This window comes from Rhizobacter sp. P2_D12 (assembly GCF_056404395.1).
In genome coordinates this window covers 1-20595 of record NZ_JBFUEB010000029.1, presented here as the reverse complement: position 1 = coordinate 20595, position 20595 = coordinate 1, and the positions used below count along the sequence as shown (strand labels likewise).

Here is a 20595-nt window from a genome sequence, read left to right as displayed (position 1 = left end):
GTCATGCGGTGTCCTTCGGCCGCATCCAGACCAGGCAGCGCTCCGCATCCAGGCCGGGGACGTCCAAGGGTTCCACGTGGAACACCTCCACGCTGGCCGGCAGCGCGGCGAGTTCCGATTCAGGCGTCTTGCCCTTCATGGCCATCCAGACGCCACCGGGCGCGAGGTGCGAGCGGGTGAGGGTGACGAAATCGGCCAGCGAGGCGAATGCGCGAGACGTGACCACATCGGCGTGGGCAGGCGGCAATTCCTCGACACGGGCGTGCGCTGAGCGGAGCTGGCGCAGGCCCAACTCGGCCGCAGCCTGCTGGATGAAGCTCGCCTTCTTGCCGACCGTGTCGACGCAGGTGACCTGCCAATGCGGCTCGGCGATGGCGAGCACCACGCCCGGCAGGCCGGCACCGCTGCCGACGTCCAGGATGCGCAGCGCCTTCGATGCGGCATGGCGGCGCAGCGGCGCGACGACCGCCAGGCTGTCGAGCAGGTGGTGCGTCAGCATCTCGGCCGGGTCGCGCACGGCGGTCAGGTTGTAGACGCGGTTCCACTTGGCGATCAAGGCCTGGTAGGCGAGCAGGTTGGCCTGCTGGTCGGCGGACAGCGCCAGCCCGAGCCGATCGAGCCCGTCGGCGAGGACGCGGGCCTCAGGCGGCTGCATCGGCCGGCGCTGCGTCGGTGGTCATGAATCCCTTGAAGCGACCCTTCTTCAAATGGATCAGCAGCAGCGACACTGCGGCGGGCGTGATGCCGGAGATCCGCGACGCCTGGCCCAGCGTTTCCGGTCGGTGCTTCGCCAGCTTCTGGCGGGCTTCGAAACTGAGCGCGGTGACCTGGGCGTAGTCCAGTTCGGCCGGCAGCCGCAGGTTCTCGAAGTGCGCCGAGCGCTCGACCTCGTCGTTCTGCTTCGTGATGTAGCCGGCGTACTTGATGCTGATCTCGACCTGCTCGATCACGGTGTCGGCCAAGGCCGGACCGAACTCGGCGCGCAGGGTTTCACGTGAAACAGCGGCCTCCGGCTTGGCGATCAGCGCGACGGCAGTGATCGCGTCGAAATCGACGACAGGACGGCGCAGCAGGTCGGCCAGGCTGTACTCGCGCTCGATCGCCTTGCCCAACAGGCGTTCGGCGTCCGCCGCGGGCAGGGCGTTCGGATGCACCCAGGTCGACCTCAGCCGCTCGGTTTCACGTAAAACAGCGTCGCGCTTGCGGTTGAAGGCGGTCCAGCGCTCGTCGTCGACGAGGCCCATTTCGCGTCCGATCTCGGTGAGGCGGGCGTCGGCGTTGTCCTCTCGCAGCTGCAGCCGGAATTCGGCGCGGCTGGTGAACATGCGGTACGGCTCGGTGACGCCCTTGGTGATCAGGTCGTCGACCAGAACACCCAGGTAGGCCTGGTCGCGGCGCGGCGTCCAGGCCTCCCGGCCCTGGACCTGGCGGGCGGCGTTGATCCCCGCGAACAAGCCCTGGGCAGCGGCTTCTTCGTAGCCGGTCGTGCCGTTGATCTGCCCGGCGAAGAACAAACCCTGGATCGACTTGGTCTCGAAGCTGGCCTTCAGCCCACGCGGGTCGAAATAGTCGTACTCGATCGCATAGCCGGGGCGCAGGATGTGGGCCTGCTCCAACCCGCGCATCGACCGCACGGCGGCCAGCTGGATGTCGAAGGGCAGGCTGGTGCTGATGCCGTTCGGGTAGTACTCGTGCGTCGTCAGGCCTTCCGGCTCCAGGAAGATCTGGTGCGAGTCCTTGTCGGCGAAGCGATTGATCTTGTCTTCGATGCTGGGGCAGTAGCGCGGSCCCACGCCTTCGATCACGCCGGTGWACATCGGRCTGCGGTCGAACCCGCTGCGGATGATTTCGTGCGTGCGTTCGTTGGTGTGGGTGATCCAGCAGGGCAGTTGCTGCGGGTGCTGGGCGGCGCTGCCCATGAAGCTGAACACCGGCATGGGGTCCAGGTCGCCGGGCTGCTCGGTCAGCTGGGTGAAATCGATACTGCGGCCATCCAGGCGCGGCGGGGTGCCGGTCTTCAGCCGGCCCTGCGGCAGCTGGAGTTCCTTCAGGCGGGCGGACAACGAGAGGGCTGGCGGATCGCCGGCACGGCCGCCCGCGTGGTTCTGCAGGCCGACGTGGATTCGGCCATCGAGGAAGGTCCCGGCCGTCAGCACGACCGCACGGGCGCGGAACCGGATGCCGACCTGCGTGACGGCACCGACCACGCGGTCGCCCTCGACAATCAGGTCATCGACCGCCTGCTGGAACAGGGTCAGGTTGGGTTGGTTCTCGAGGCGCCGGCGGATCGCCGCCTTGTACAGGATGCGGTCGGCCTGCGCACGCGTGGCGCGGACGGCCGGGCCCTTCGAGCCATTGAGGATGCGGAACTGGATGCCGGACTCGTCGGTGGCCGCGGCCATCGCGCCGCCCAGCGCATCGACCTCCTTGACCAAGTGACCCTTGCCGATGCCGCCGATCGATGGGTTGCAGCTCATCTGCCCGAGGGTCTCGATGTTGTGGGTCAGCAGCAGCGTGTTGCAGCCCATGCGCGCCGCGGCCAGCGCGGCCTCGGTGCCGGCATGGCCGCCGCCGACGACAATCACGTCGAAATCTTGGGGGAACAGCATGGAAACTCCGGTTGGGATCGCAGCGTTCGCGCGTGACGCTGACGGCGCAGGGCGTGAGGGACGCCGGCGAGGGCTGAATTTTAGGCGGCCCGTGACGTGCCGTCACTCGCCATCGGCAGGGGCCGTGCGCCCGGCGTGGTTTCATTGAGAAGCTGTTTCACGTGGAACACGACGTCCTGAGCTGCCGGGCCGGGTGCGGGGCCTGTTGCATCGCACCATCGATCAGCACCGCCATTCCCGGGATGCCGAACGGCAAACCTGCGGGCGTTCCCTGCGTGCAACTGGACGAGGAGCTGCGGTGCCGGATCTTCGGGCAGGCGCAACGGCCGGCCGTCTGCGCCTCGTTGCGGCCGAGCCGCGACATGTGCGGCGCCGACGCCGTCCACGCCATGCAGTGGCTGGGGCACCTCGAGCGCGACACCCGGCCCGCGTGAGAGCCGCCCGGGTGGCACCGGCGGCTGCGGGTACCCCCAATGGCCGGCCGGCCTTCGCTGCCTAGACTCGAACTCCCCCCAACGCCGCGGAGCGCCGACCATGCGATTCACATCACTGTCCCGCCGGGATTGGCTCGGCTGCGCGCTGGCCGGTGCCTCGCTGCCCGGCTGGGCGCAGACGGCTGCCTGGCCCTCGCGGTCGATCCGGTTCGTCGTGCCGTTCGCACCTGGCGGCAGCTCCGAGATCGTGGCCCGTTCAACGGCCGTCGAACTGAGCAAGGGCCTGGGCCAGACCGTCTATGTCGAGAACAAGCCCGGTGGCGGTGGCAACGTGGCGATGGCGGACGTGGCCCATGCCGACGACCAACACACGCTGATCCTTGGCCACATCGGCACGCTGGCGGTCAACCCCTACATGTACGACAAGCTGCCGTACGACCCGAACAAGGACTTCAAGCCGATCACGCTGCTCGCCAAGGTGCCCAGCCTGTACGTCGTCCACCCCGATGTGCCGGCGAAGACGCTGAAGGAGTTCATCGCGCTGGTGCGCAGCAAGCCGGGCCAGATGAACTTCGGTTCCGCCGGCAACGGCAGTGCCGGGCACCTGGCGATGGAATACCTGAAGGCGGTCGCGAACCTGTTCATCGTCCATGTGCCCTACCGAGGCACCGGGCCGCAACTGACCGACCTGCTGGCAGGGCGGCTCGATGCCGCGTCGGTCGGCGCGCCGGCGATCCTGCAGTTCATCAAGGCGGGCAAGCTGCGCTGCCTGGCCACCGGCTCGAAACAACGGCTGGCGTTGCTGCCCGATGTGCCGACGGTCGCCGAACAGGGCTTTCCCAACTTCGAGATGACGCAGTGGTATGGCCTTTTGGCCCCATCCAGCCTTGCGCAAACGTATGCGGACCGCCTGGCGGTGGAGGCGGCGAAGGCCATCCGCTCGCAGGGCGCGAAAGAGCGCCTGGAGGGCGACGCCGCCGAGGCGGTCGGCAACACGCCGGCGCAGTTTGCGCAGTTCATCGCGCAGGAGCAGGCGCGCTGGAAACCGGTGATCGCGCGCGCCCGCATCAAGCCGGATTGAGCTGAACAGGCACCGGAAGGCCTTGTTTCCCCGGCCTTTGCGGGCCGAACCCGCATGGGAGCATGCGCAGGGCATGGTGTATCGGGCAGCGCTGGGATGCTGTCGGCACCGGCGCCGGGGTCTCCCTGCATGGTCTCGAACGTTCGTCTGCTGTTGCGTCGCTTTGCTGCGTCGGTCAAGTTCAAGATCGTCGCGGCCGGCGTGGTCACGGCCGTCGCCGCGACTTCGGTGACGACGCACTTCATCCTGTCGACCACGCAGAGTCGCACCCGGCAGCTGCTGATGCTGCAAAGCGCCAACGACGTCGAGCGCACGGCCAGCCTGCTGTCCAGCAAGCTCGAGGTCTTCCAGACGGCGCTGGTCGGCGTGGCCAGCCAGGTGCGTCCCGACCTGCTGCGCGACCGCCCGGCGCTGACGCAGTTCCTGGTCGACAAGCCCTCGGCCGGGCTGCTGTTCGATGCGGTCTTCATTGCGGCACCGGACGGCGAGCTGCTGGTGCGGCTGGAGAAGGGCGTGCCGGGCACGATGCTGCCCAACCTGAGCCAGCGCGAGTATTTCCAGCGGGTGATGCGCGAGAAGCTGCCGGTGATCTCGCAGCCCCTGGTGGGGGGCATCAGCCACGCGGCCATCCTCGTCTTCGCGGTGCCGGTGCGGCGTGTCGACGGCGAAGTCATCGCGGTGGTGGGCGGATCGCTGCGAMTGGACAAGACCGGGCTGTTGTCTTTCCTGCGCGACTCGTCCGGGCGCGACAACTCGCGCGATCTCGTGATCGACCGCAGCGGCGGCATCCTTGCGCATGCCGACCCGCAGCGCATCCTGCGCAGTGCGCGCGACGAGCCCGGGCTCAGCGCCGAGTTCCAGCGCTGGGTGCTCGACGGCAGCACCATCCACTCCGAAGGCTCGGCCACGCTGAGCAACGGCTACCTGGTCGCCCTGGCCGGCGTGCCGGCGGCCGAATGGATGCTGGTCCACATCACGCCCGAGGAAGACGCGATGCACCCGCTGGCGGCTGCGCGCAGCACGGCCTGGCGCGTGGGCACGCTGGTCGGCCTCGTGGCGGCCTTGCTTGCAGGCTTGCTGGCCTGGGCCATCACCCGGCCGATCTCGCGCCTGCATGCGCGGGCGGCCAGCCTGCTCGACGACGATGCGCCGGTCACCGGCGACTGGCCGCGCGACGCTGGCGAGATCGGTGCACTGTCCCGCGCCTTCCAGCACGTGGTCGAGCAGCGGCATCGGCGGGGGGTCGAGACGCATCGGCTGCTGAAGCAGCTGGAGGCGGTGCTCGATGCAGCGCATGCGGGCATCGCGCTGACGCGCGACGGACATTTCGAACTCGTCAGCCAGCACTTCTGCGACCTGTTCGGTCGCGACAAGTCCGAACTGCTGGGCCATGACACGCGGCAGATCTTCACGTGCGAGCAGCAGCACCAGATGCTGAGCGAGGAGTCGCGCAGCGCGCTGCGCGAACGGGGCAGGTACGAGGTCGAGTCGCAGCTGGTGCGCCGCAACGGCAGCACGTTCTGGGGCCACATCCGCGGCAGCCTGCTGCCCGACAGCGACCAGCGCGCCGGCATCATCTGGATCGTCGAGGACGTGACCGAGGCACACGAACGCAACGCGAGGCTCTCGTGGTCGGCCACGCACGATGCGATGACGCGCCTGGCCAACCGGGTGCAGTTCGAGAAGGTGCTGGAGGACGCGACGGCGCAGGCTGCGCGGCAGCCGTTCTGCGCGCTCTTCATCGACCTGGACCGCTTCAAGGCAGTCAACGACAGTGCCGGCCATGCCGCCGGCGACGCGCTGCTGCGCGACATCGCGCAGCAACTGCAGGGGCGCGTGCGTCCATCGGACACGGTGGCGCGATTGGGTGGCGACGAGTTCGCGGTGCTGCTGCCGCAGTGCCCGCTGAAGCGCGCGCTGGCGCTGGCGGAGAGCCTGCGATCGGCCGTCAGCGCCTACCGGTTGACCTGGGAAGGCCGCGGCTTGAGCGTAGGCGCGAGCATCGGGCTCGTGCGCGTCGATGCCGCCTTCAGCAGCGCGGCCGAGGTGCTGCGTGCGGCCGACATGGCCTGCTACGCGGCCAAGCGCGACGGGCGCAACCAGGTGGTGGTCTATACCACTGCATTGGCAGCTGCCCAAGTGGCCGTGGGCGCTTGAGGGGAACCGGAGTGTCTGGGTGGGGGTCTGGAGCCAGCCTCGCGGGATGCTGAGGCGGCCGGGCCAGGTCTGTTGGCACTTCGCGCTCGAAGCGCAACAGACCCGGCATGGCTCGACTTGACGTTGACGAGATCAGGGACATCCCTGTCTCTTCGAGGGAACCTCGCTGCGGTGATGGCCGCTCACGGGTTCCTCTTCGATTTACTACTTCCTCCGCTGAGTTCGCTGCAGTGGCCCCGGGACTTCGGAGCACCCGGCCACTGCCCGATCAACTTCTACCTTCGTCTAACCCATCACGTGCATTGCTGTTGACGCAGCAATCCGAAGCTCTCACCAAGTCTTGTTCGGCTGGTCGGTGCCGCCGCTGATCAGTCGCAGAAACTTGTCGTCGAGAACGATCGGCTCGCTGCGATTCACCTTCGACTGGGCTTCGAACACGACTTGCTCGTTCGATTGCGTCGACGGGATCAGGTTGATTGCTTGTTGCATGAGGGGCTCCTGGCTTGCTGTGCACGCCAACTCGTGCACGGGCTCAATTCCAGCAGTCCTCTTCGTTTGCGGTAACTGTCAGCTCTTACAGGTATCGCTTTTTTCCGAGATCGGGCAGGGCAGAAATCAGCGGATCAGGCCCATGCGCAAGGCCTTCAAAACGGCCTGATGTTTGTTGACGCAGCCCAGTTTGTGCATCGCATTGTTCACATGCAGTACGGCTGTTCGCTCGCTGATACCGAGGATGTTGCCGACCTCCCACGCCGTCTTGCCGTCCATGGTCCAGCGCAAGGTTTCGACCTCGCGTGGTGTCAGCGGCGACGCGCCGGCTTCCTGGGCCGCCGGGATCAGGATGCGCGACGCCGTTTCATAGGCGTGCACGGTGAACAGCTGCAGGTCGGCGACGATGCGGGTGAGCTCGTGCCGGTCGGTCGGCAGCGCCTGGTCGCGCTCGACGCCGAACATGAAGTGCTTGCCGTCCGGCAGGTGCAGCGTGAGCCCGATGCCGTGCGAATAGCCGAAGCGCGCCTGCTGCTCCCACTTCTCGCCCTGGCCGACCGAGGTGTAGGTCTTCTGGTCCCAGATGATGGGCACGCTCTGGCGCTTGCAGTGCTGCATCACCGGGTCGGTGCGGCCGTTGCCGACCTCCTCGAACGAGTCGCGGTAGGCGGCCGGCGCATTGTCGACGGCGATGAACTCCGGTTCGCCCAGGAAGTGATCGATGACCGTGATGGCGCTGACCTTCTCGAACCCGAGTTGCTGTGCGAAGCGAACGATCTCGCTCTGGAACTCCTCGCGGGTCCCCGCCTGCAGCACCGACATGTACCCACCTTGCAGCATGGTCCTCTTTCACCTCGCGAGCATCTGTGGCCGGCGCGTCTGACCTCGAAAACCCTGAAAGGTCTTACAGCTGACAGAGATTACAGCTGGCAAGGTTTACAGCTTGGCGCGTCCGAGACTTCACCACATTATTGGCCAATCACAAAACTCAGGGATCAACACGATCAACCGCTATGACGCCCGCATGGACCATCTACGCCTGGCCGCCCGTCAAGTGGCAAGCGGCTTGCACGCCCGATCTTCACTTCGTGCACCTTGGCACGAGGGTGTTAAGCCCCGGTGACGACGACGGCCCGAGCACGGGCCAGACGCTGTGGGGCGGGCCGCTGTCGGAAGGCGCGGCGGGGGTGGCGTGGGATTGGGTCCAGCTCGAGCAAGGCATCGTTGCCATGGCCGATCCGCTCGGCCTGATCACCAACCTGCAGTTGCTGGGGGCCGGCGGCGAGAAGCTCAGCGGCATGGAAGTCGCGATGCGCCTGAACGAGATCGTCCACACGCTGCCGTGGCAGACCGAGGTGCAGCGGGCCCTCGAACGCGCCGCCTGAACGGCTGGCCGCCGTCGGGCTTGCAGCTGTCACACGGGCTTACGAAATCGCGGCCCGCACCATCTCCGTGTGCGGGATCCCGTCTTCCAGGTAGCGCTCGCCGACGATCTCGAAGCCGAAGCCCTGGTAGAAGGCTTCGAGCCGCGACTGCGCCGAGATGCGCAACCCATGGCCCGGCAGCACCTGGGCGGTGTGCGCGATCACGCGCCGCACCAGCTCGCGCCCGAGCCCCGTGCCGCGCGCCGCGTCGGTGGTGATCACGCGGCCCATCGATGGCTCGTCATACTTGATGCCGGGCGGGATCAGCCGCGCATAGGCCAGCAGTTGGCGTTCGCCGGGCACCCAGGCCGCGACGTGCCAGGCCTGCTCATCGCAGCCGTCCACGTCGAGGTAGGCGCAGTTCTGTTCCACCGAGAACACCTTCTGGCGCGCCTGGTAGATGTCGTGCAGTTCGCGCAGCGTCAGGTCGTCGAAGCGGGAGAAGCGCCAGTCGAGCGCAGCAGGGGAAGGGGAGATCGTGTTCATCCCGACATCATGCCGCGTCGCCCGGGGCGTCACCGGACCGCGGCCGTGCGCAGCCGGTGCACGACGAACGCGATCGCCGCCGTGGTCAGCACCCCGCACACCACCAGCGACACCAGCACCGGCTGCGCCGCGAGTGCCTCGCCCTTCAGCACCCGCGTCATCAGGTCGTACTGCGCCAGCGCCGGTACCCAGGCATGCCACGGCGCCTCGCCGCCCTGGTTGAACAGCGTCACCAGCGGCAGCAGCGACGCCGCCAGCACCACCACCGTGCTGTTCGCCTGCGCCTCCTTGAAGGTGCGGCAGCGGATGGCCACCGCCATCAGCAGTGCCGACAGCGCCGCGGCCAGCGGCAGCAGCAGGGCGATGAACAGCAGCGCCTCGACCCAGCCGAACTGGAACATCGCCTGCAGCGTGTCGCTGCGCAGCAGCCATTGCGCCGGCAGGAAGCTCAGGCAGCTCAGCACCGCGATCAGCATCGCGAGCGAGAACACCGCACCCCACTTGCCGCCCACCAGCGCCCAGCGCGGCGCCGGGTTGGCCAGCAGCGGCTCCAGCGAGCCGCGCTCGCGCTCGCCGGCCGTCGTGTCGAGCGCCGCATTCAGCGCCCCGTAGACCACGGCCATGATGACGAAGAACGGCAGCATGCCGGTGAGCTGCGCCGCGCGGCCCTGCGCGCTCGCCAGGTCGCGCTCCTCGACCTGCATCGGCTCCAGCAGCTGGCTCGACACGCCGCGCAGCGCCAGGCTCAGCGCGCCGCGCTCGCGGCCGTAGCCGGCCAGCAGGCGCGACACCCGGCCGGCCCCGGCCTCGGCCGGCTTGTTGCCGCTGTCGGAGACGATCTCCAGCACCGGCTGCTCGCCGCGCAGCAGCGCGGCCTCGAAGCCGGGCGGCACCACCAGCACCGGGTCACGCAGCGTCTGAGCCCGCAGCTGCGCCTCGTAGTCGGCCGGTGCGGGCTTCACCGCGTAGCTCTGCCGCTCGATGAAGTTGCGCAGGCCCGGGGCCTGCTCGATGCCGGCCACCACCACCACGCGCTTCTCGGCCTGCGCCTCCAGCGTCGCGACCAGGCCCGACAGCGCCACCAGCACCAGCGGCCCGAGCAGCACGCTGGACACCAGCACCACCAGCAGCGTGCGCCGGTCGCGCAGCGCGTCGCTCAGCTCCTTGCGCAGCACGATGGACAACAGGCGCCAGCCGTTCACTGGAGTACCTTCGTGCTGCGCACTGCGGTATTCGCCCTTGGGGCGGCCCGGCGCGCTCATGCGCGATGACCCCCGTGCCTGAGTTCTTCGGCGAAAGCCAGCTTCACGAACGCCTCCTCGAAATCCTGCTCGCCGGTCTGCGCCAGCAGGTCGGCGACGCTGCCGCGGGCCACCGTGCGGCCGTGCGCGACCACGACGACGCTGTCGCACAGCCGTTCCACCTCTTGCATGATGTGGGTGGAGAAGACGATGCACTTGCCGCCGCCCGCCGGGCTGCGCAGGTGGCGCAGCACCTCGCGCAGCGAGCGCGTGGCCAGCACGTCCAGCCCGTTGGTCGGCTCGTCGAGCACGATGTTGGCCGGGTCGTGCACCAGCGCGCGGGCCAGGGCGGTCTTCATGCGCTCGCCCTGGCTGAAGCCGTCGGTGCGGCGCTCGAGCAGCGGCCTCATGTCCAGCGATCCGGCCAGCGACTCGGCTCGCGCCTGCGCCGCGTCGTGCGACAGGCCCTGCAGCCGGCCGTAGTAGACGATGTTCTCGCGGGCCGTCAGCCGCGGCGACAGCCCGCGCGCATCGCCCAGCACGCCCATGCGGGCGAGCGCGTCATGCGGCCGGCTCGCAACGTCGATGCCGTCGACCGCCAGCCGCCCGCCGTCCGGCGCGATCAGCCCGGCCAGCATGCGCAACGTCGTCGTCTTGCCGGCGCCATTCGGGCCCAGCAGCCCGGTGATGCAGCCGTCGGGCGCCTGCAGGTGCACGTCCTGTACTGCCTGCACGGTGCCGAAGCGCTTCGCGACGTGTTCGATCGCGATCATTTCGGCGTCCCCGGCTGCACCGGCACGAAGGCCGGTGGGCGCGGCACCGCGAGCAGGCAGGCGGCGTCGACCGCCAGCGCGGCGCGGTCGTGCGGCGCATCGATGAAGCGCTGGACCAGCTCGCCGGCGCAGCCCACCCCCAACACGCCGTGTCCGGCGTTCGGCACCACCACCGCGCGCGCCTGCGCGCCCAGCGCCTTCGCAACCCGCTCGGCATGCCGCGGCGGCGTGATCGGGTCCAGCCCGCCGCTCAGCAGCAGCACCGGCGTCATGCTGGCCGGCAATGTGTAGAAGTCGGCCGGCACCGCGCCGCGCGGCCAGCCGGCGCAGACGCGCTGGTACAGCTCGCCCAGCGTGCGCCCGAAGTCGGCCCCCGGCGCGTCGGTGGCCTGCGCCATGCGCGGCGCATCCTCGGCACAGATGACCGAGAAATGCATGCCCATCGCGAGGCCGGCGCTCTTGCGCGCACCGAGCAGGCCGCCCAGGCCGACCAGCCCCTCGAAGCGGCCCTGGCCGGCCTGCTGCAGCGCGGCCGGCAGCGCGGCAGCGATCCACGGCGCGTACAGCGTGCCGCGCACCGCGCCCAGCACCATCTCGCGCGTCAGCACCAGGCGCTCGGGCCGGCCTGTCAGCGGGTGGGCCACCGCGATCTCGCGCGGCAGGCTGGCCAGCAACGCGGTCCAGTCGCTGCGCAGCGCCGGGTGCGCCGCCTTGCATGCCGGCTCGGCCTCGCAGCCCGCCAGCAGCGCGTCGAAGGCGTGCTGGCCGTCGGTCGAGAAGCTGGCCGGCAGCACCATGTCAGGCGGCGCGACGCCATCGAGCACGCTGCGCCGCACGTGCGACGGGAACTGGCGCTGGTACTCGAGACCGGCCCGCGTGCCGTACGACGCGCCGACCAGGTTGATGGTGGGCGCGCCCAGCTGCAGGCGCACGGCGTCCAGGTCCTGCATCGCGAGCGTGGTCGTGAAGAAGCCCAGGTCGCCCACGCCGCCCAGCGGCGCCCGCCGGGCCAGCCGGTCACGGCAGGCGGYCATCAGCGCGAACTGCCGCGCCGGGTCGGCCTCGTCGGCCAGGCTGCCGGAGGGCGCGTCGTCGCAGGCCAGCGGGGCCGAGCGCCCGGTGCCGCGCTGGTCGACGAAGACGATGTCGCGCCGGTTGTTCAGGCGCTGGAACAGCGGCATCACGCTGCCGGCGAGCGAGATCGCGCTCTGGCCCGGGCCGCCGGCGAGCAGGAACACCGGGTCGGGCAGCTTGCGCCGCGCCATCGCCGGCACCACGACGTAGTGCACGTCGACCTGCGGACCGGCCGGGCGCGCCGGGTCCAGTGCGCGTTTCACGACGCCACACTGCACCTCGTTGCGCAGGCCCGGCACGCGACAGGGCGTGGCCGGGCCGGCGGCCGTCGCTTGCTGCACGGCGCCGGCCAGCACCAGCACGGCCCACCAGCGCTTCATTCGCCGAGCAGCCGCTTCAGCTCGCCGCTGGCCAGCAGCCGCTGCACGTCGGTGTTGCCGCCCACCAGCGTGCCCTTCACGAACACCATCGGAAAGGTCGGCCAGCCGGTCCACATCTTCAGCGCCGCGCGCGGGCGCCACTGGCTCAGGTAGCTGCCGTACTCCAGGTAGTGGTGGGCGATGCCGGCCGCGTCGAGCGCGCGCCGCACCTTGCGGCAGTGCGGGTTGATCGCCATGCCGACCACCAGCACCGGGTTCGTCGACGCCGCGGCCTGCACGTTGTGGACGATCTCGGCATGGCGCGTCGCCACCGTCTCGCGGATCGCAGGGTGCAGTCGGGATTCGTCGAGGACCGGGCGCGGCATGGCATCTCCTGTGCAAAGCCGGGAGGTTAGCCGACGCGCGTCCCCGAGCTGGCACGTCCCCGGCACTCGCTGTGTAATACCGCCACTGCCACTTCCGACCAAGGCCCTGCCATGAAGCTCTACTACAGCCCCGGAACCTGCTCGCTGTCGCCCCACATCGTGCTGCGCGAGGCGGGCCTGGCGTTCGAGCCGGTGCTGGCCAGCACCAAGACGCACCAGCTGGCCGACGGCACCGACTACTACACCATCAACGCCAAGGGCTACGTGCCGCTGCTGGAGCTGGACACCGGCGAGCGCCTGACCGAAGGCCCGGCGATCGTGCAGTACATCGCCGACCAGGTGCCGACGAAGAACCTGGTGCCGGCCAACGGCACGATGCTGCGCTACCGGGTCCAGGAGTGGCTGAACTTCATCACCAGCGAGCTGCACAAGGGCTTCGGCGTGCTGTTCAACCCGGCGATGCCGGAAGAGGCCAAGGCGGTGATGCGCACCAAGCTGCAGGGTCGCATGGCCTGGGTCGAAGGCCAGCTGGCCGGCAAGGCCTACCTGACGGGCGAGCATTTCTGCATCGCCGATGCCTACCTGTTCACCGTCAGCCGCTGGGCGCCGCGCATGGGCGTCGACCTTGCCGGCCTGCCGAACCTGACGGCCTACGTGGCGCGCGTCGCGGCGCGGCCGGCGGTGCAGGACGCGTTGAAGGCGGAAGGGCTGACATGACGCGAGGCGGGTGGATGGCCGGGCTGCTGCTGTGCTCGGCAGGCGTGCAGGCAGCGCCTGCCGTCGGTCGCTATGAAGCGCAGCTGTGCGTGGCGACGTCGGACGCCAGCCGCAGCTGCGGCCCGGCCGAGGTCGACTGGCGCAGCGGCCAGCGCGTGCACGTGCAAGTGGCCGACATCGTCTACCGCCTGAAGCTGCGCAGCAGCCAGCTCGACGTCGTGCTGATGCAAGGCGGCATGCAGCTCGACGAGTTCACCGCCGATTACGCGTGGGCCGGCAACACGCTGCAGTTCGCCGACAGCGAGAAGGGTGCGCGCTACGAGGTGCAGCTCGGGACGCGGAAAAGAAAATGACGCAGCCCGGATGCCGATCCGGGGCGTGTCCGACACCTCCCGGATTGGCATCCGGGCTACAGCAGCGCCTCGCAGGTGCGGCGCTGGCTGTCGCCATCGGGCAGCTTGCGGCACACGCCATCGAGCTGGGCCTGCAACCTCTTGAACGCGGCGGCATGGCCCGGCTTCCAGGCCAGCAGCTTCCCGCTCGCGCGCTGCAGCGCCGACGCACTGCGCTCGTGGAAGGCATCCGGCTGCCCGGCCGCCTCGGTGAAGAGCTGCTGCGCCGCGCGCTCGATGCGCGCATCGTCCTGCGGCGACAGCTCGACCAGCGCCGCCACGTAGCGCGCGCCCCATTGCAGCCGCGTCGCCGGTCCTTCGCTCTTGTTGAAGGATTCCTCGTACCAGTGCAGCGCGCCGGCCTTGTCGCCGCGCTTCTTCGCGTTGCCTGCCAGCCCCAGCATCAGGTAGTACGGCGAATGGCTCTTCGCCAGGTTCGTCTTCAGCAGCGCATCCGATTCGTCCAGCAACCCGGCCATCTCCAGCATGTCGGCGGCGCCGGTGATCACCGCCTGGCGTTCGTAGCCGTCGGTGATCTCGCGGTCGGCGCGCGCTGCCGTGTCGCGCACGTCGGCCAGCAGCGCTGCGGGCAGCGTCGGTTTCGCATCCTTCGCGAGGTCGATGCGCGCCAGGTCGACGCGCGCGATCAGCGCCGTCAACCGGTCGGCGCGCGACAGCGTGGCGTCGGCCTGCAAGCCCTGCAGCGACGTGTCGAAGGCGACCAGCAGCTGCGCTCGCTCGGGCGTCTGCGGCGCCGACAGCACGCGCACCAGGTCGGCCGCGCTCACCGTCAGCACGTCCATCTGCACGCGCGACTGCGCCGCATCGGCCAGCAGGCCCAGCACGCGTTCGCGCTCATTCTGCGTCGGCTGCACCGCCTTCGCGTCACCGGCGGTGAGTGACTTCAGCAGCAGGCGCTGCGCGATCTCGGGCTGGTCGGCCGGGCAGCCGGCGGCGAGCTGCTTCAGCACCGCCACCGCCTGGTCCTTCGGCAGCACCTGCTGCTCGTCGGTTTCCCACGAATAGAAGGCCAGCAGCTTCCAGTCGTTGGCGGTCAGCCCCGCGCCGCCGCTGCGCGCATCGGCCAGCACCGCCTTCACTGGCCGCTGCGCGCTCATGCCCAGCGTCAGCAGCTGGGTGTACTGCGCCGCGTCGACCTCGCCCGGCAGCCGGGTCAGCTCGGCACCGGCCGGGTTGAACAGCAGCATCGTCGGATATCCGCGCACCGCGAAGCGGCTGCCCAGCTTCTGCGCGCCGGGGCTGTCGCCGTCGATGTAGACCGGCACGAAGGCGCGCGAGCGCTCGATGAAATCCTGCCGGTTGAAGAGGGTTGCCTTCACCTGGTTGCAGGGCGGACACCACTTGGCGCCCCAGTAGACGAAGACCGGCTTGTTGGCGGATTTCGCCAGGGCGAAGGCGGCGTCGACGTCGGCGTCGCTGGCCGCCGGGTGCCAGGCAATGCCGGCCGCGTCGTGCGGGGCGGCAGCCACCGAGGCGGCCGAGGTCGGCGCGGCAGCGGCCGGCGAGGGCGCCTGCTTCGAGCAGGCGGCGAACAGCGCAAGGCCCGCGAGGGCGAGGTGCGTCTTCATGCGGAGGGCTCCGGATCGAGGGGGCCAGTGTGGCTCAAGTCGGACCCGAGCCAGCCTTGGCTGTCATCGCCACCACAACCCTCCAGGGGTGTCGCGCGTGCCAGCGCCATCCACAGGTGGAAGGGCATCTTCATCGGCCGGCGCGGCGCCGGCCGTTCCACCTGCAGCCCGTCGGCACGCGCCACCAGCACGCCGCACTCGGGCGGGATCTCGTCGGCCTGCGCGATGCCGTCGGCCAGCACGTACCAGCACTCGCTGCTCAGCTGCAGGTAGGCGGCGCGCTTGGAGGCCCGCCGCAGGTCGGACAGCAGGTCGCTGCGCTGCACCTTGACCTCGTGCACGATCGGCTCGAGGTAGGCCTCGACGGTGGTGTGTCGGATCGAGAACACGTCGGGCATCGCCATCACCCAGCCCTCGTCGACCTTGGCCCGCACCGCCAGCCCGCGCCAGGCCAGGCGGCCGGCGCGCGTCATCTCGCGCGCGACGCGCTCGACCAGCCCCTCGTGTGCATCGCGCCGTGCGCGATTGCGCTGCAGCGTCTCGGCCAGCACCGCGATGCCGGCCTCGGTGACGCGCAGCGTCTCGTGGCCCGAGCCATGCTGCACGCGCTCGAGCAGCCCGAGGAACAGCAGCTCCACCTCGACCAGGTCCTGGCAGGGCCAGCCGGCCGAGCGCCAGATCTCGCGCAGGCGGCGGCGGTGCACGCCGGTCAGCAGGTGGTGGGGCGCATTCATGCGACCGGCAGTCTGGCGCCTTGGCCGAGCGCGTGCAACAGCAGCCGGCCCTTCGCATAGGTTTCCGCCAGTTCCTCGCGTGGGTCGGAATCGGCCACCACCGCACCGCCCACCTGCACCATCACGCGCTGCCGGTGGACGATGGCGGTGCGGATCACGACCGACAGGTCCATGCCTCCGGCCGCGTCGAGGTAGCCGATCGCGCCGGCATACGGGCCGCGGCGCACCGGCTCCAGGCCCTCGATGACCTGCGTCGCGCGCACCTTGGGCGCGCCGGTCATCGAGCCCGGCGGCCAGCAGGCGCGCAGCAGCTCGGCGATGCCGGCGCCGTCGCGCAGCCGCGCGCGCACCGTCGACACCATCTGCCAGACGCTCGGGTGCGCCTCGATCTCGAACAGCCCGTCGACGCGCACGCTGCCCACCTGCRCGACGCGGCCCAGGTCGTTGCGCATCAGGTCGACGATCATCAGGTTCTCGGCCTGGTCCTTGACGCTGGCGGCGAGTGCGCTGCGCTGCCGCGCGTCGGCGTCGAGCTCGGCGCCGCGCGCGCGCGTGCCCTTGATCGGTCGCGCGCTGACCTCGCGCCCCTCCAGCCGCAGGAAGCGCTCGGGCGAGACGCTCGCGATCGCGCCGTCGGCAAGCGGCAGGTAGGCCGCGAACGGCGCCGGGTTCAGCGCGGTCAGCGTGCGGTACAGCGCGAACGGATCGCCTTCGAACGGGCCGTCGAGCCGGTGCGACAGGTTGGCCTGGAAGAGGTCGCCCTGCGCGATCAGCGCCAGCACCTCGTCCACCTGGCGCAGGTAATGCGCGGATGCCGTGCGCGAGCGCATCTCGCCGGCACGGAATTGGGTGTCGGCCGGCGGCGGGCCGGCCGCCCGGGCCAGCGTCGCGGCCCAGGTCTCGTCGCGCGGCGCCACCAGCTGCGGCCAGCGGCTGTGGCAGGCATGCCAGCGCCGCGTCGCATGCTCGTAGGCCAGCACCTGGTCGCACAGCAGCAGCCGCATCGCCGGCAGCGCCGGGTCGGCCGCGGCCTGCACCGGCAGGCGCTCGACGTGGCGCGCCAGGTCGTAGCCGAGGTAGCCCAGCCAGCCGCCGGCGAAGGCCAGTCCCGCCGGCCGCTCGCCGGTGGGCAGCGCGCTGCGGGCCAGCACCTCGCGCAGCGCGTCGAACGGGTCGGCCCATTGCGCCAGCAGCGCGCCCTGCGCATCGCGCAGCCAGGTGCCTCGTTCATCGGTTTCCAGCACCGCGGCCGGCGGCCCGGCGACATAGGACCAGCCGGACAACCCGGGCATCGACTTGCTGCTTTCCAGCAGCGCGGCCGGCCCGTGGGCCAGCAAGCGGGCGCAGACGTTTTGCGGCGAGCCTGCCCACGGCAGGGTTAGGATGGACGAACCGACATCAGCCACGCAGTACACGCACAGGACCCAGGGCGCATGAGTGTAGAGCGGCAACTTTTCCCATCGCAGGCGCAGCATGAACCGCTGCGCCGGCTGCTGTTGGCGCAGGATGGTTCCACCACCCGCACCTGCTCGGCGATGTGCGGGCTGCCGGTGCAGGTCCTGCTGCACCGCCAGCACCGCACGCACGAGGTGCCGCGCAGCGTCGCCGAGCAGCTCGGCGGCGAGGCCTGGCTCGAACGCGTCACCAGCCTGGTGGCCGGCGGCCGGGTGCTGATGGACAACCTGTCGTACACCCGCATGGACTCGGTGCCCGACTGGTTCCTGCGCGGGCTCGACGAGGGCACGGCGCCGATCGGCCACCTGCTGGCGCAGCTGTTCGTGCAGCGCCAGCCGATCGAAAGCGAGCCGGCGCTGCAATCCGGGCTGTGGAGCGTGGTCGGCCTGCCCGATCCGAAATCCAGCCGGGCCTACCGCATCGTCACGCCGGAAGGCCCGCTGATGCTGATCTTCGAGGTGTTCCGCGGCGGCATGGTGCCTGCCGCGCACTGACCCTCAGGCGCTGACGAACGGCCGATCCCGCATCCACTTCGTCGCGACCCACTTCTCGCCCTGCAGCACCGGCCGGCTCGCATGCAGCGAGGCCTCGTCCAGGCCGTCGTACTCGAAGCAGACCGCGTTGCCGCGCTGCGGCGTCACCTGCCACGCGCGCTGCGGGAACACCGTTTCGCCGCCGGCCGGCACGTCGTTCAGGTAGCACACCAGCGTGCTGATGCGCTGCCCGCTGCGGGCGATCGATGCGCGGTTGGCTTCGTTGACCGGCTGCAGGAAATCGAAGTGCGGCGCGCTGCCGGCCCCGGTCGGGTAGTGCAGCAGCTGCAGCCCTTCGCCATGCGAGGCCGGCAGGTTCATCAGCTCGGCCAGGCGCCGGTCCAGGCGCGCGATCAACGGCGTTTCCTGCGGGCGGAAGAACATGCCCAGGCTGCTGCGCAGGCCGGTCTGCACGTCGCGCCCGGTGGCCGGGTCGACAAGGGTGGACGGCTGCAGCCGCGGCCGCGCCAGCGCGATCAGTTCCTCGCACTCGCCCGGCGACAGCACGTCCTGCAGCACGGCCAGCAGCGGGCCGGTGGCGCAGGATGCGACGCGGATGCGCCGGTCGCCGGTCTCGATCACCGGGCCGCGCGCGAGCCGCGGGCCCAGGTCCACCGAATCGACCGGCGGCGCGCTGCCGAGTTCGCGCGCCAGCACGAAGGCGTCGACGATGGCCTGCGCCGCGGTGCGCGCCATCTGCCGCGCCAGCATCGCGTCGACCAGGGCGGCCGGCGCCTCGCCCTGCTGCAGGTGCTGCGCGACCCAGTCGCCCAGCGCCGGCGCGAAACGCACCAGCGTGGTCATGAACCCTGCAGGTCGACCGCGACCCAGCCTTGCGCCGTGCGGTTGAAGTTCTCCTCCAGCCGCGCGCTGCCGGCGCTGCGCATCAGGTTGGCGATGACCGGGAACACCTTCTGCGCCTCGGCGTCCTGCATCCACGGCGCGGCCTCGATCGTGTAGGTGTAGGTCACGAGCGCGTGCGAACCCGCGCCTTGCGGGCCGCTGCCGAGCTGCCAGCCGACCACGCGGTCCAGGCTCAGCCTGGCGGCGCAGAAGTCGCTGTGCGTCGCGTCGCGCTGCACCATGAAGCGCCGGCCGGCCCCGGTCAACGCGTAGCGCCGCACCTGGATCGGGTGCTTCGTGCCCTCGTCGTCGATGACCGCGTCGGCGACCGACGAGCTGACCAGGCCCAGCCGCTCCAGCACCGGCATCTGCACCGCGTTGCGCGCGCCGCTGTCGATGTCGCGCTGCGTCACGTCGATCGGCCAGCGGTCCTTCGCCAGGCACAGGTCGCCGCGCTTGGCAAGGTAGGTGTTCATCGCGGTCGTGAAGGTGGCCGCGTCGGGGTCGGCGGTGCAGCCGGCCAGCGCGAGCAGTGCGGTGGCGGACAGGAGGAAGAAGGCTTTCATTCGGTACAGGCGGCGGTGGTGGGCGGTGGCGACAGGTCGCCGTCGGTCAGCGTGTTCAGGAAGCAGATCAGGTCGGCCATGTGGCGTTCGCTCATCGGCGGTGCGCTGTGCGGCTGGCGGCCGTCCAGCGGCATCTGCGTGTCGATGTTGGCGACGAACTGCGGCGGCAGGTCGTCGTATTTCTTCACGCTGCCGCCGACGTACTGCGTCTTCACCAGCCCGTAGGTCGGGAAGTCGGCATCGGGACGGGCCTTCGGCGTGCCGCCGACCGTGGGGTACCAGAGCTCGGGCATCGTGTCGCGCGTGTTGTAGAAGCGGATCACCTGCTCCAGCGAATGCATCACGCCGTTGTGGAAGAAGCTCTTGCGCACCGCGACGTTGCGCAGCGTCGGCGCCTTCACCATGCCGCAGAAGGTGTTGCCGGCGGCAGCCGGGTGGTCGGTGCGCAGCGGCCCGCAGATGCCGGTGTCGAAGTACGCCGGGTCGGCATTGGCCGGGATCGCCGCGTTGCGCGGTACGCCGATGGCCTCGTACGAGAAGTCGGTGAACATCGCCGAGCTGCCATTCAGCCCGGCGCCGTGGTAGTGGCACGAGGCGCAGTTGCCGAGCTGCGGGTCGGTGAACACCTTCAGTCCGCGCGCCTCGGCCGGCGTCAGGTTGCCGCCGATCTTGTTGGCGGCGTACAGGTCGAACTTGCTCGAATACGGATGGAAGCTGCGGTCTTCCAGCTGGTAGGCCTGCAGCGCCTGCGTGGCCTTCGCGAACGCGACGCCGTCGCTCGCGAACACGTCGGCGCCGAACGCGCTGCGGAACAGCTGCGCATAAGGGCCGGCCTTCAGCTTCGCGACCACCGCGGCGGCATCGGCGTTCGCCATCTCGTTGGCGGCCAGCAGCGGGATCGCCGCCTGCTCGGCCAGCGTGGCCGCGCGCCCGTCCCACGTGAAACCGCCGCCGGGGCCGGGCACGCTGATGCCGTCCGGGTTGTCCAGCAGGTCGGCATACGGCGGCGTGACCTCCTTGTAGCGCAGCGAGGGCACGGCCCGCGTGCCGCTCGCCTTCAGGTCGGTGCCGCCGGGCTGCACCGCCAGGTCGTTCGGTGCCGCATGCGCCGACTTCGGGTCGTGGCAGCTCGCACACGAGAGCCGGCCCGAGCCCGACAGCGAGGCGTCGGCGAACATCTTCTCGCCGACCTGCGCGGCCAGGCTCAGCCGCGGCGTGGCCGCCGCGGCGGCGCCGGCCGCGGGGGCCTTGGC

At 70.2% G+C, this 20595-nt stretch carries 22 protein-coding genes; 7 read left to right on the top strand and 15 right to left on the bottom strand.

Features of this window, described 5'->3' with window-relative positions:
- Position 1: 1 nt before the first annotated feature.
- Together rsmG and mnmG are read right to left on the bottom strand one after the other, a co-directional pair.
- Positions 2-655, bottom strand: coding sequence for a 16S rRNA (guanine(527)-N(7))-methyltransferase RsmG (gene rsmG / locus AC1DYN_RS12215; protein ID WP_477959762.1), 654 nt, complete (start codon positions 653-655; stop codon positions 2-4).
- Positions 642-2609 carry a tRNA uridine-5-carboxymethylaminomethyl(34) synthesis enzyme MnmG gene (mnmG, locus tag AC1DYN_RS12210; RefSeq protein WP_477959760.1) on the bottom strand — a complete coding sequence of 656 codons (1968 nt, stop codon included), beginning with the start codon at positions 2607-2609 and terminating at the stop codon, positions 642-644. The genes rsmG and mnmG overlap by 14 nt, the downstream gene beginning before the upstream one ends.
- Before the next feature lie 176 nt (positions 2610-2785).
- Here mnmG and AC1DYN_RS12205 point away from each other — a divergent pair, with 176 nt between their 5' ends.
- The 3 genes from AC1DYN_RS12205 to AC1DYN_RS12195 all read left to right on the top strand — a co-directional run bounded on the left by AC1DYN_RS12205 (position 2786) and on the right by AC1DYN_RS12195 (position 6281).
- Positions 2786-3043, top strand: coding sequence for a YkgJ family cysteine cluster protein (locus AC1DYN_RS12205; RefSeq protein ID WP_477959825.1), 258 nt, complete (start codon positions 2786-2788; stop codon positions 3041-3043).
- A gap of 100 nt (positions 3044-3143) precedes the next feature.
- Entirely contained in the window at positions 3144-4124 is a 981-nt protein-coding gene (locus AC1DYN_RS12200; RefSeq protein ID WP_477959758.1) for a Bug family tripartite tricarboxylate transporter substrate binding protein, read from the top strand.
- Between the two features lie 129 nt (positions 4125-4253).
- Positions 4254-6281, top strand: coding sequence for a sensor domain-containing diguanylate cyclase (locus AC1DYN_RS12195; RefSeq protein ID WP_477959756.1), 2028 nt, complete (start codon positions 4254-4256; stop codon positions 6279-6281).
- Positions 6282-6611: 330 nt separating this feature from the next.
- Here AC1DYN_RS12195 and AC1DYN_RS12190 read toward each other — a convergent pair whose 3' ends face one another.
- Both AC1DYN_RS12190 and AC1DYN_RS12185 read right to left on the bottom strand, forming a co-directional pair.
- Entirely contained in the window at positions 6612-6809 is a 198-nt protein-coding gene (locus AC1DYN_RS12190; protein ID WP_477959754.1) for a hypothetical protein, read from the bottom strand.
- 87 nt (positions 6810-6896) lie between these two features.
- On the bottom strand, positions 6897-7610 hold the full coding sequence (locus tag AC1DYN_RS12185; RefSeq protein WP_477959752.1) for a helix-turn-helix transcriptional regulator: 714 nt from the start codon (positions 7608-7610) through the stop codon (positions 6897-6899).
- Between the two features lie 173 nt (positions 7611-7783).
- Between AC1DYN_RS12185 and AC1DYN_RS12180 the strand changes: the two genes are divergently transcribed.
- On the top strand, positions 7784-8155 hold the full coding sequence (locus AC1DYN_RS12180; RefSeq protein ID WP_477959750.1) for a DUF4902 domain-containing protein: 372 nt from the start codon (positions 7784-7786) through the stop codon (positions 8153-8155).
- 39 nt (positions 8156-8194) lie between these two features.
- On the opposite strand, the gene AC1DYN_RS12175 is transcribed toward AC1DYN_RS12180, so the two are convergent.
- The 5 genes from AC1DYN_RS12175 to AC1DYN_RS12155 are packed head-to-tail and all read right to left on the bottom strand — an operon-like array spanning position 8195 to position 12513.
- Positions 8195-8680 carry a GNAT family N-acetyltransferase gene (locus tag AC1DYN_RS12175; protein WP_477959748.1) on the bottom strand — a complete coding sequence of 162 codons (486 nt, stop codon included), beginning with the start codon at positions 8678-8680 and terminating at the stop codon, positions 8195-8197.
- Positions 8681-8709: 29 nt separating this feature from the next.
- Positions 8710-9942: an ABC transporter permease gene (locus AC1DYN_RS12170; RefSeq protein ID WP_477959746.1), complete on the bottom strand. Its 1233-nt coding sequence runs from the start codon at positions 9940-9942 to the stop codon at positions 8710-8712.
- On the bottom strand, positions 9939-10694 hold the full coding sequence (locus tag AC1DYN_RS12165; protein WP_477959744.1) for an ABC transporter ATP-binding protein: 756 nt from the start codon (positions 10692-10694) through the stop codon (positions 9939-9941). Before AC1DYN_RS12165 ends, AC1DYN_RS12170 begins: the two co-directional genes overlap by 4 nt.
- On the bottom strand, positions 10691-12148 hold the full coding sequence (locus AC1DYN_RS12160) for an alpha/beta fold hydrolase (protein WP_477959742.1): 1458 nt from the start codon (positions 12146-12148) through the stop codon (positions 10691-10693). Before AC1DYN_RS12160 ends, AC1DYN_RS12165 begins: the two co-directional genes overlap by 4 nt.
- Positions 12145-12513 (bottom strand): glutaredoxin, encoded by a 369-nt coding sequence (locus AC1DYN_RS12155; protein ID WP_477959740.1) that lies wholly within the window; start codon positions 12511-12513, stop codon positions 12145-12147. The genes AC1DYN_RS12160 and AC1DYN_RS12155 overlap by 4 nt, the downstream gene beginning before the upstream one ends.
- A 111-nt stretch (positions 12514-12624) precedes the next feature.
- On the opposite strand from AC1DYN_RS12155, the gene gstA reads away from it, so the two are divergent.
- Together gstA and AC1DYN_RS12145 are read left to right on the top strand one after the other, a co-directional pair.
- Positions 12625-13230 (top strand): glutathione transferase GstA, encoded by a 606-nt coding sequence (gene gstA / locus AC1DYN_RS12150; RefSeq protein WP_477959738.1) that lies wholly within the window; start codon positions 12625-12627, stop codon positions 13228-13230.
- On the top strand, positions 13227-13583 hold the full coding sequence (locus AC1DYN_RS12145; RefSeq protein WP_477959733.1) for a hypothetical protein: 357 nt from the start codon (positions 13227-13229) through the stop codon (positions 13581-13583). Before gstA ends, AC1DYN_RS12145 begins: the two co-directional genes overlap by 4 nt.
- Before the next feature lie 56 nt (positions 13584-13639).
- On the opposite strand, the gene AC1DYN_RS12140 is transcribed toward AC1DYN_RS12145, so the two are convergent.
- The 3 genes from AC1DYN_RS12140 to pabB are packed head-to-tail and all read right to left on the bottom strand — an operon-like array spanning position 13640 to position 17282.
- On the bottom strand, positions 13640-15211 hold the full coding sequence (locus tag AC1DYN_RS12140; RefSeq protein WP_477959727.1) for a thioredoxin family protein: 1572 nt from the start codon (positions 15209-15211) through the stop codon (positions 13640-13642).
- Positions 15208-15945: a hypothetical protein gene (locus tag AC1DYN_RS12135; RefSeq protein WP_477959726.1), complete on the bottom strand. Its 738-nt coding sequence runs from the start codon at positions 15943-15945 to the stop codon at positions 15208-15210. Before AC1DYN_RS12135 ends, AC1DYN_RS12140 begins: the two co-directional genes overlap by 4 nt.
- Entirely contained in the window at positions 15942-17282 is a 1341-nt protein-coding gene (pabB, locus tag AC1DYN_RS12130; RefSeq protein ID WP_490363523.1) for an aminodeoxychorismate synthase component I, read from the bottom strand. The genes AC1DYN_RS12135 and pabB overlap by 4 nt, the downstream gene beginning before the upstream one ends.
- Positions 17283-17378: 96 nt before the next feature.
- Between pabB and AC1DYN_RS12125 the strand changes: the two genes are divergently transcribed.
- Positions 17379-17894, top strand: a complete 516-nt coding sequence (locus AC1DYN_RS12125; protein ID WP_477959721.1) for a chorismate--pyruvate lyase family protein — start codon at positions 17379-17381, stop codon at positions 17892-17894.
- Between the two features lie 3 nt (positions 17895-17897).
- On the opposite strand, the gene AC1DYN_RS12120 is transcribed toward AC1DYN_RS12125, so the two are convergent.
- The 3 genes from AC1DYN_RS12120 to AC1DYN_RS12110 all read right to left on the bottom strand — a co-directional run.
- Positions 17898-18737: a 2OG-Fe(II) oxygenase gene (locus tag AC1DYN_RS12120; RefSeq protein WP_477959715.1), complete on the bottom strand. Its 840-nt coding sequence runs from the start codon at positions 18735-18737 to the stop codon at positions 17898-17900.
- On the bottom strand, positions 18734-19342 hold the full coding sequence (locus AC1DYN_RS12115) for a hypothetical protein (RefSeq protein WP_477959713.1): 609 nt from the start codon (positions 19340-19342) through the stop codon (positions 18734-18736). Before AC1DYN_RS12115 ends, AC1DYN_RS12120 begins: the two co-directional genes overlap by 4 nt.
- The coding region (locus AC1DYN_RS12110) for a cytochrome-c peroxidase (RefSeq protein ID WP_477959711.1) at positions 19339-20595 on the bottom strand (1257 nt) is incomplete at its 5' end. The genes AC1DYN_RS12115 and AC1DYN_RS12110, both read right to left, overlap by 4 nt.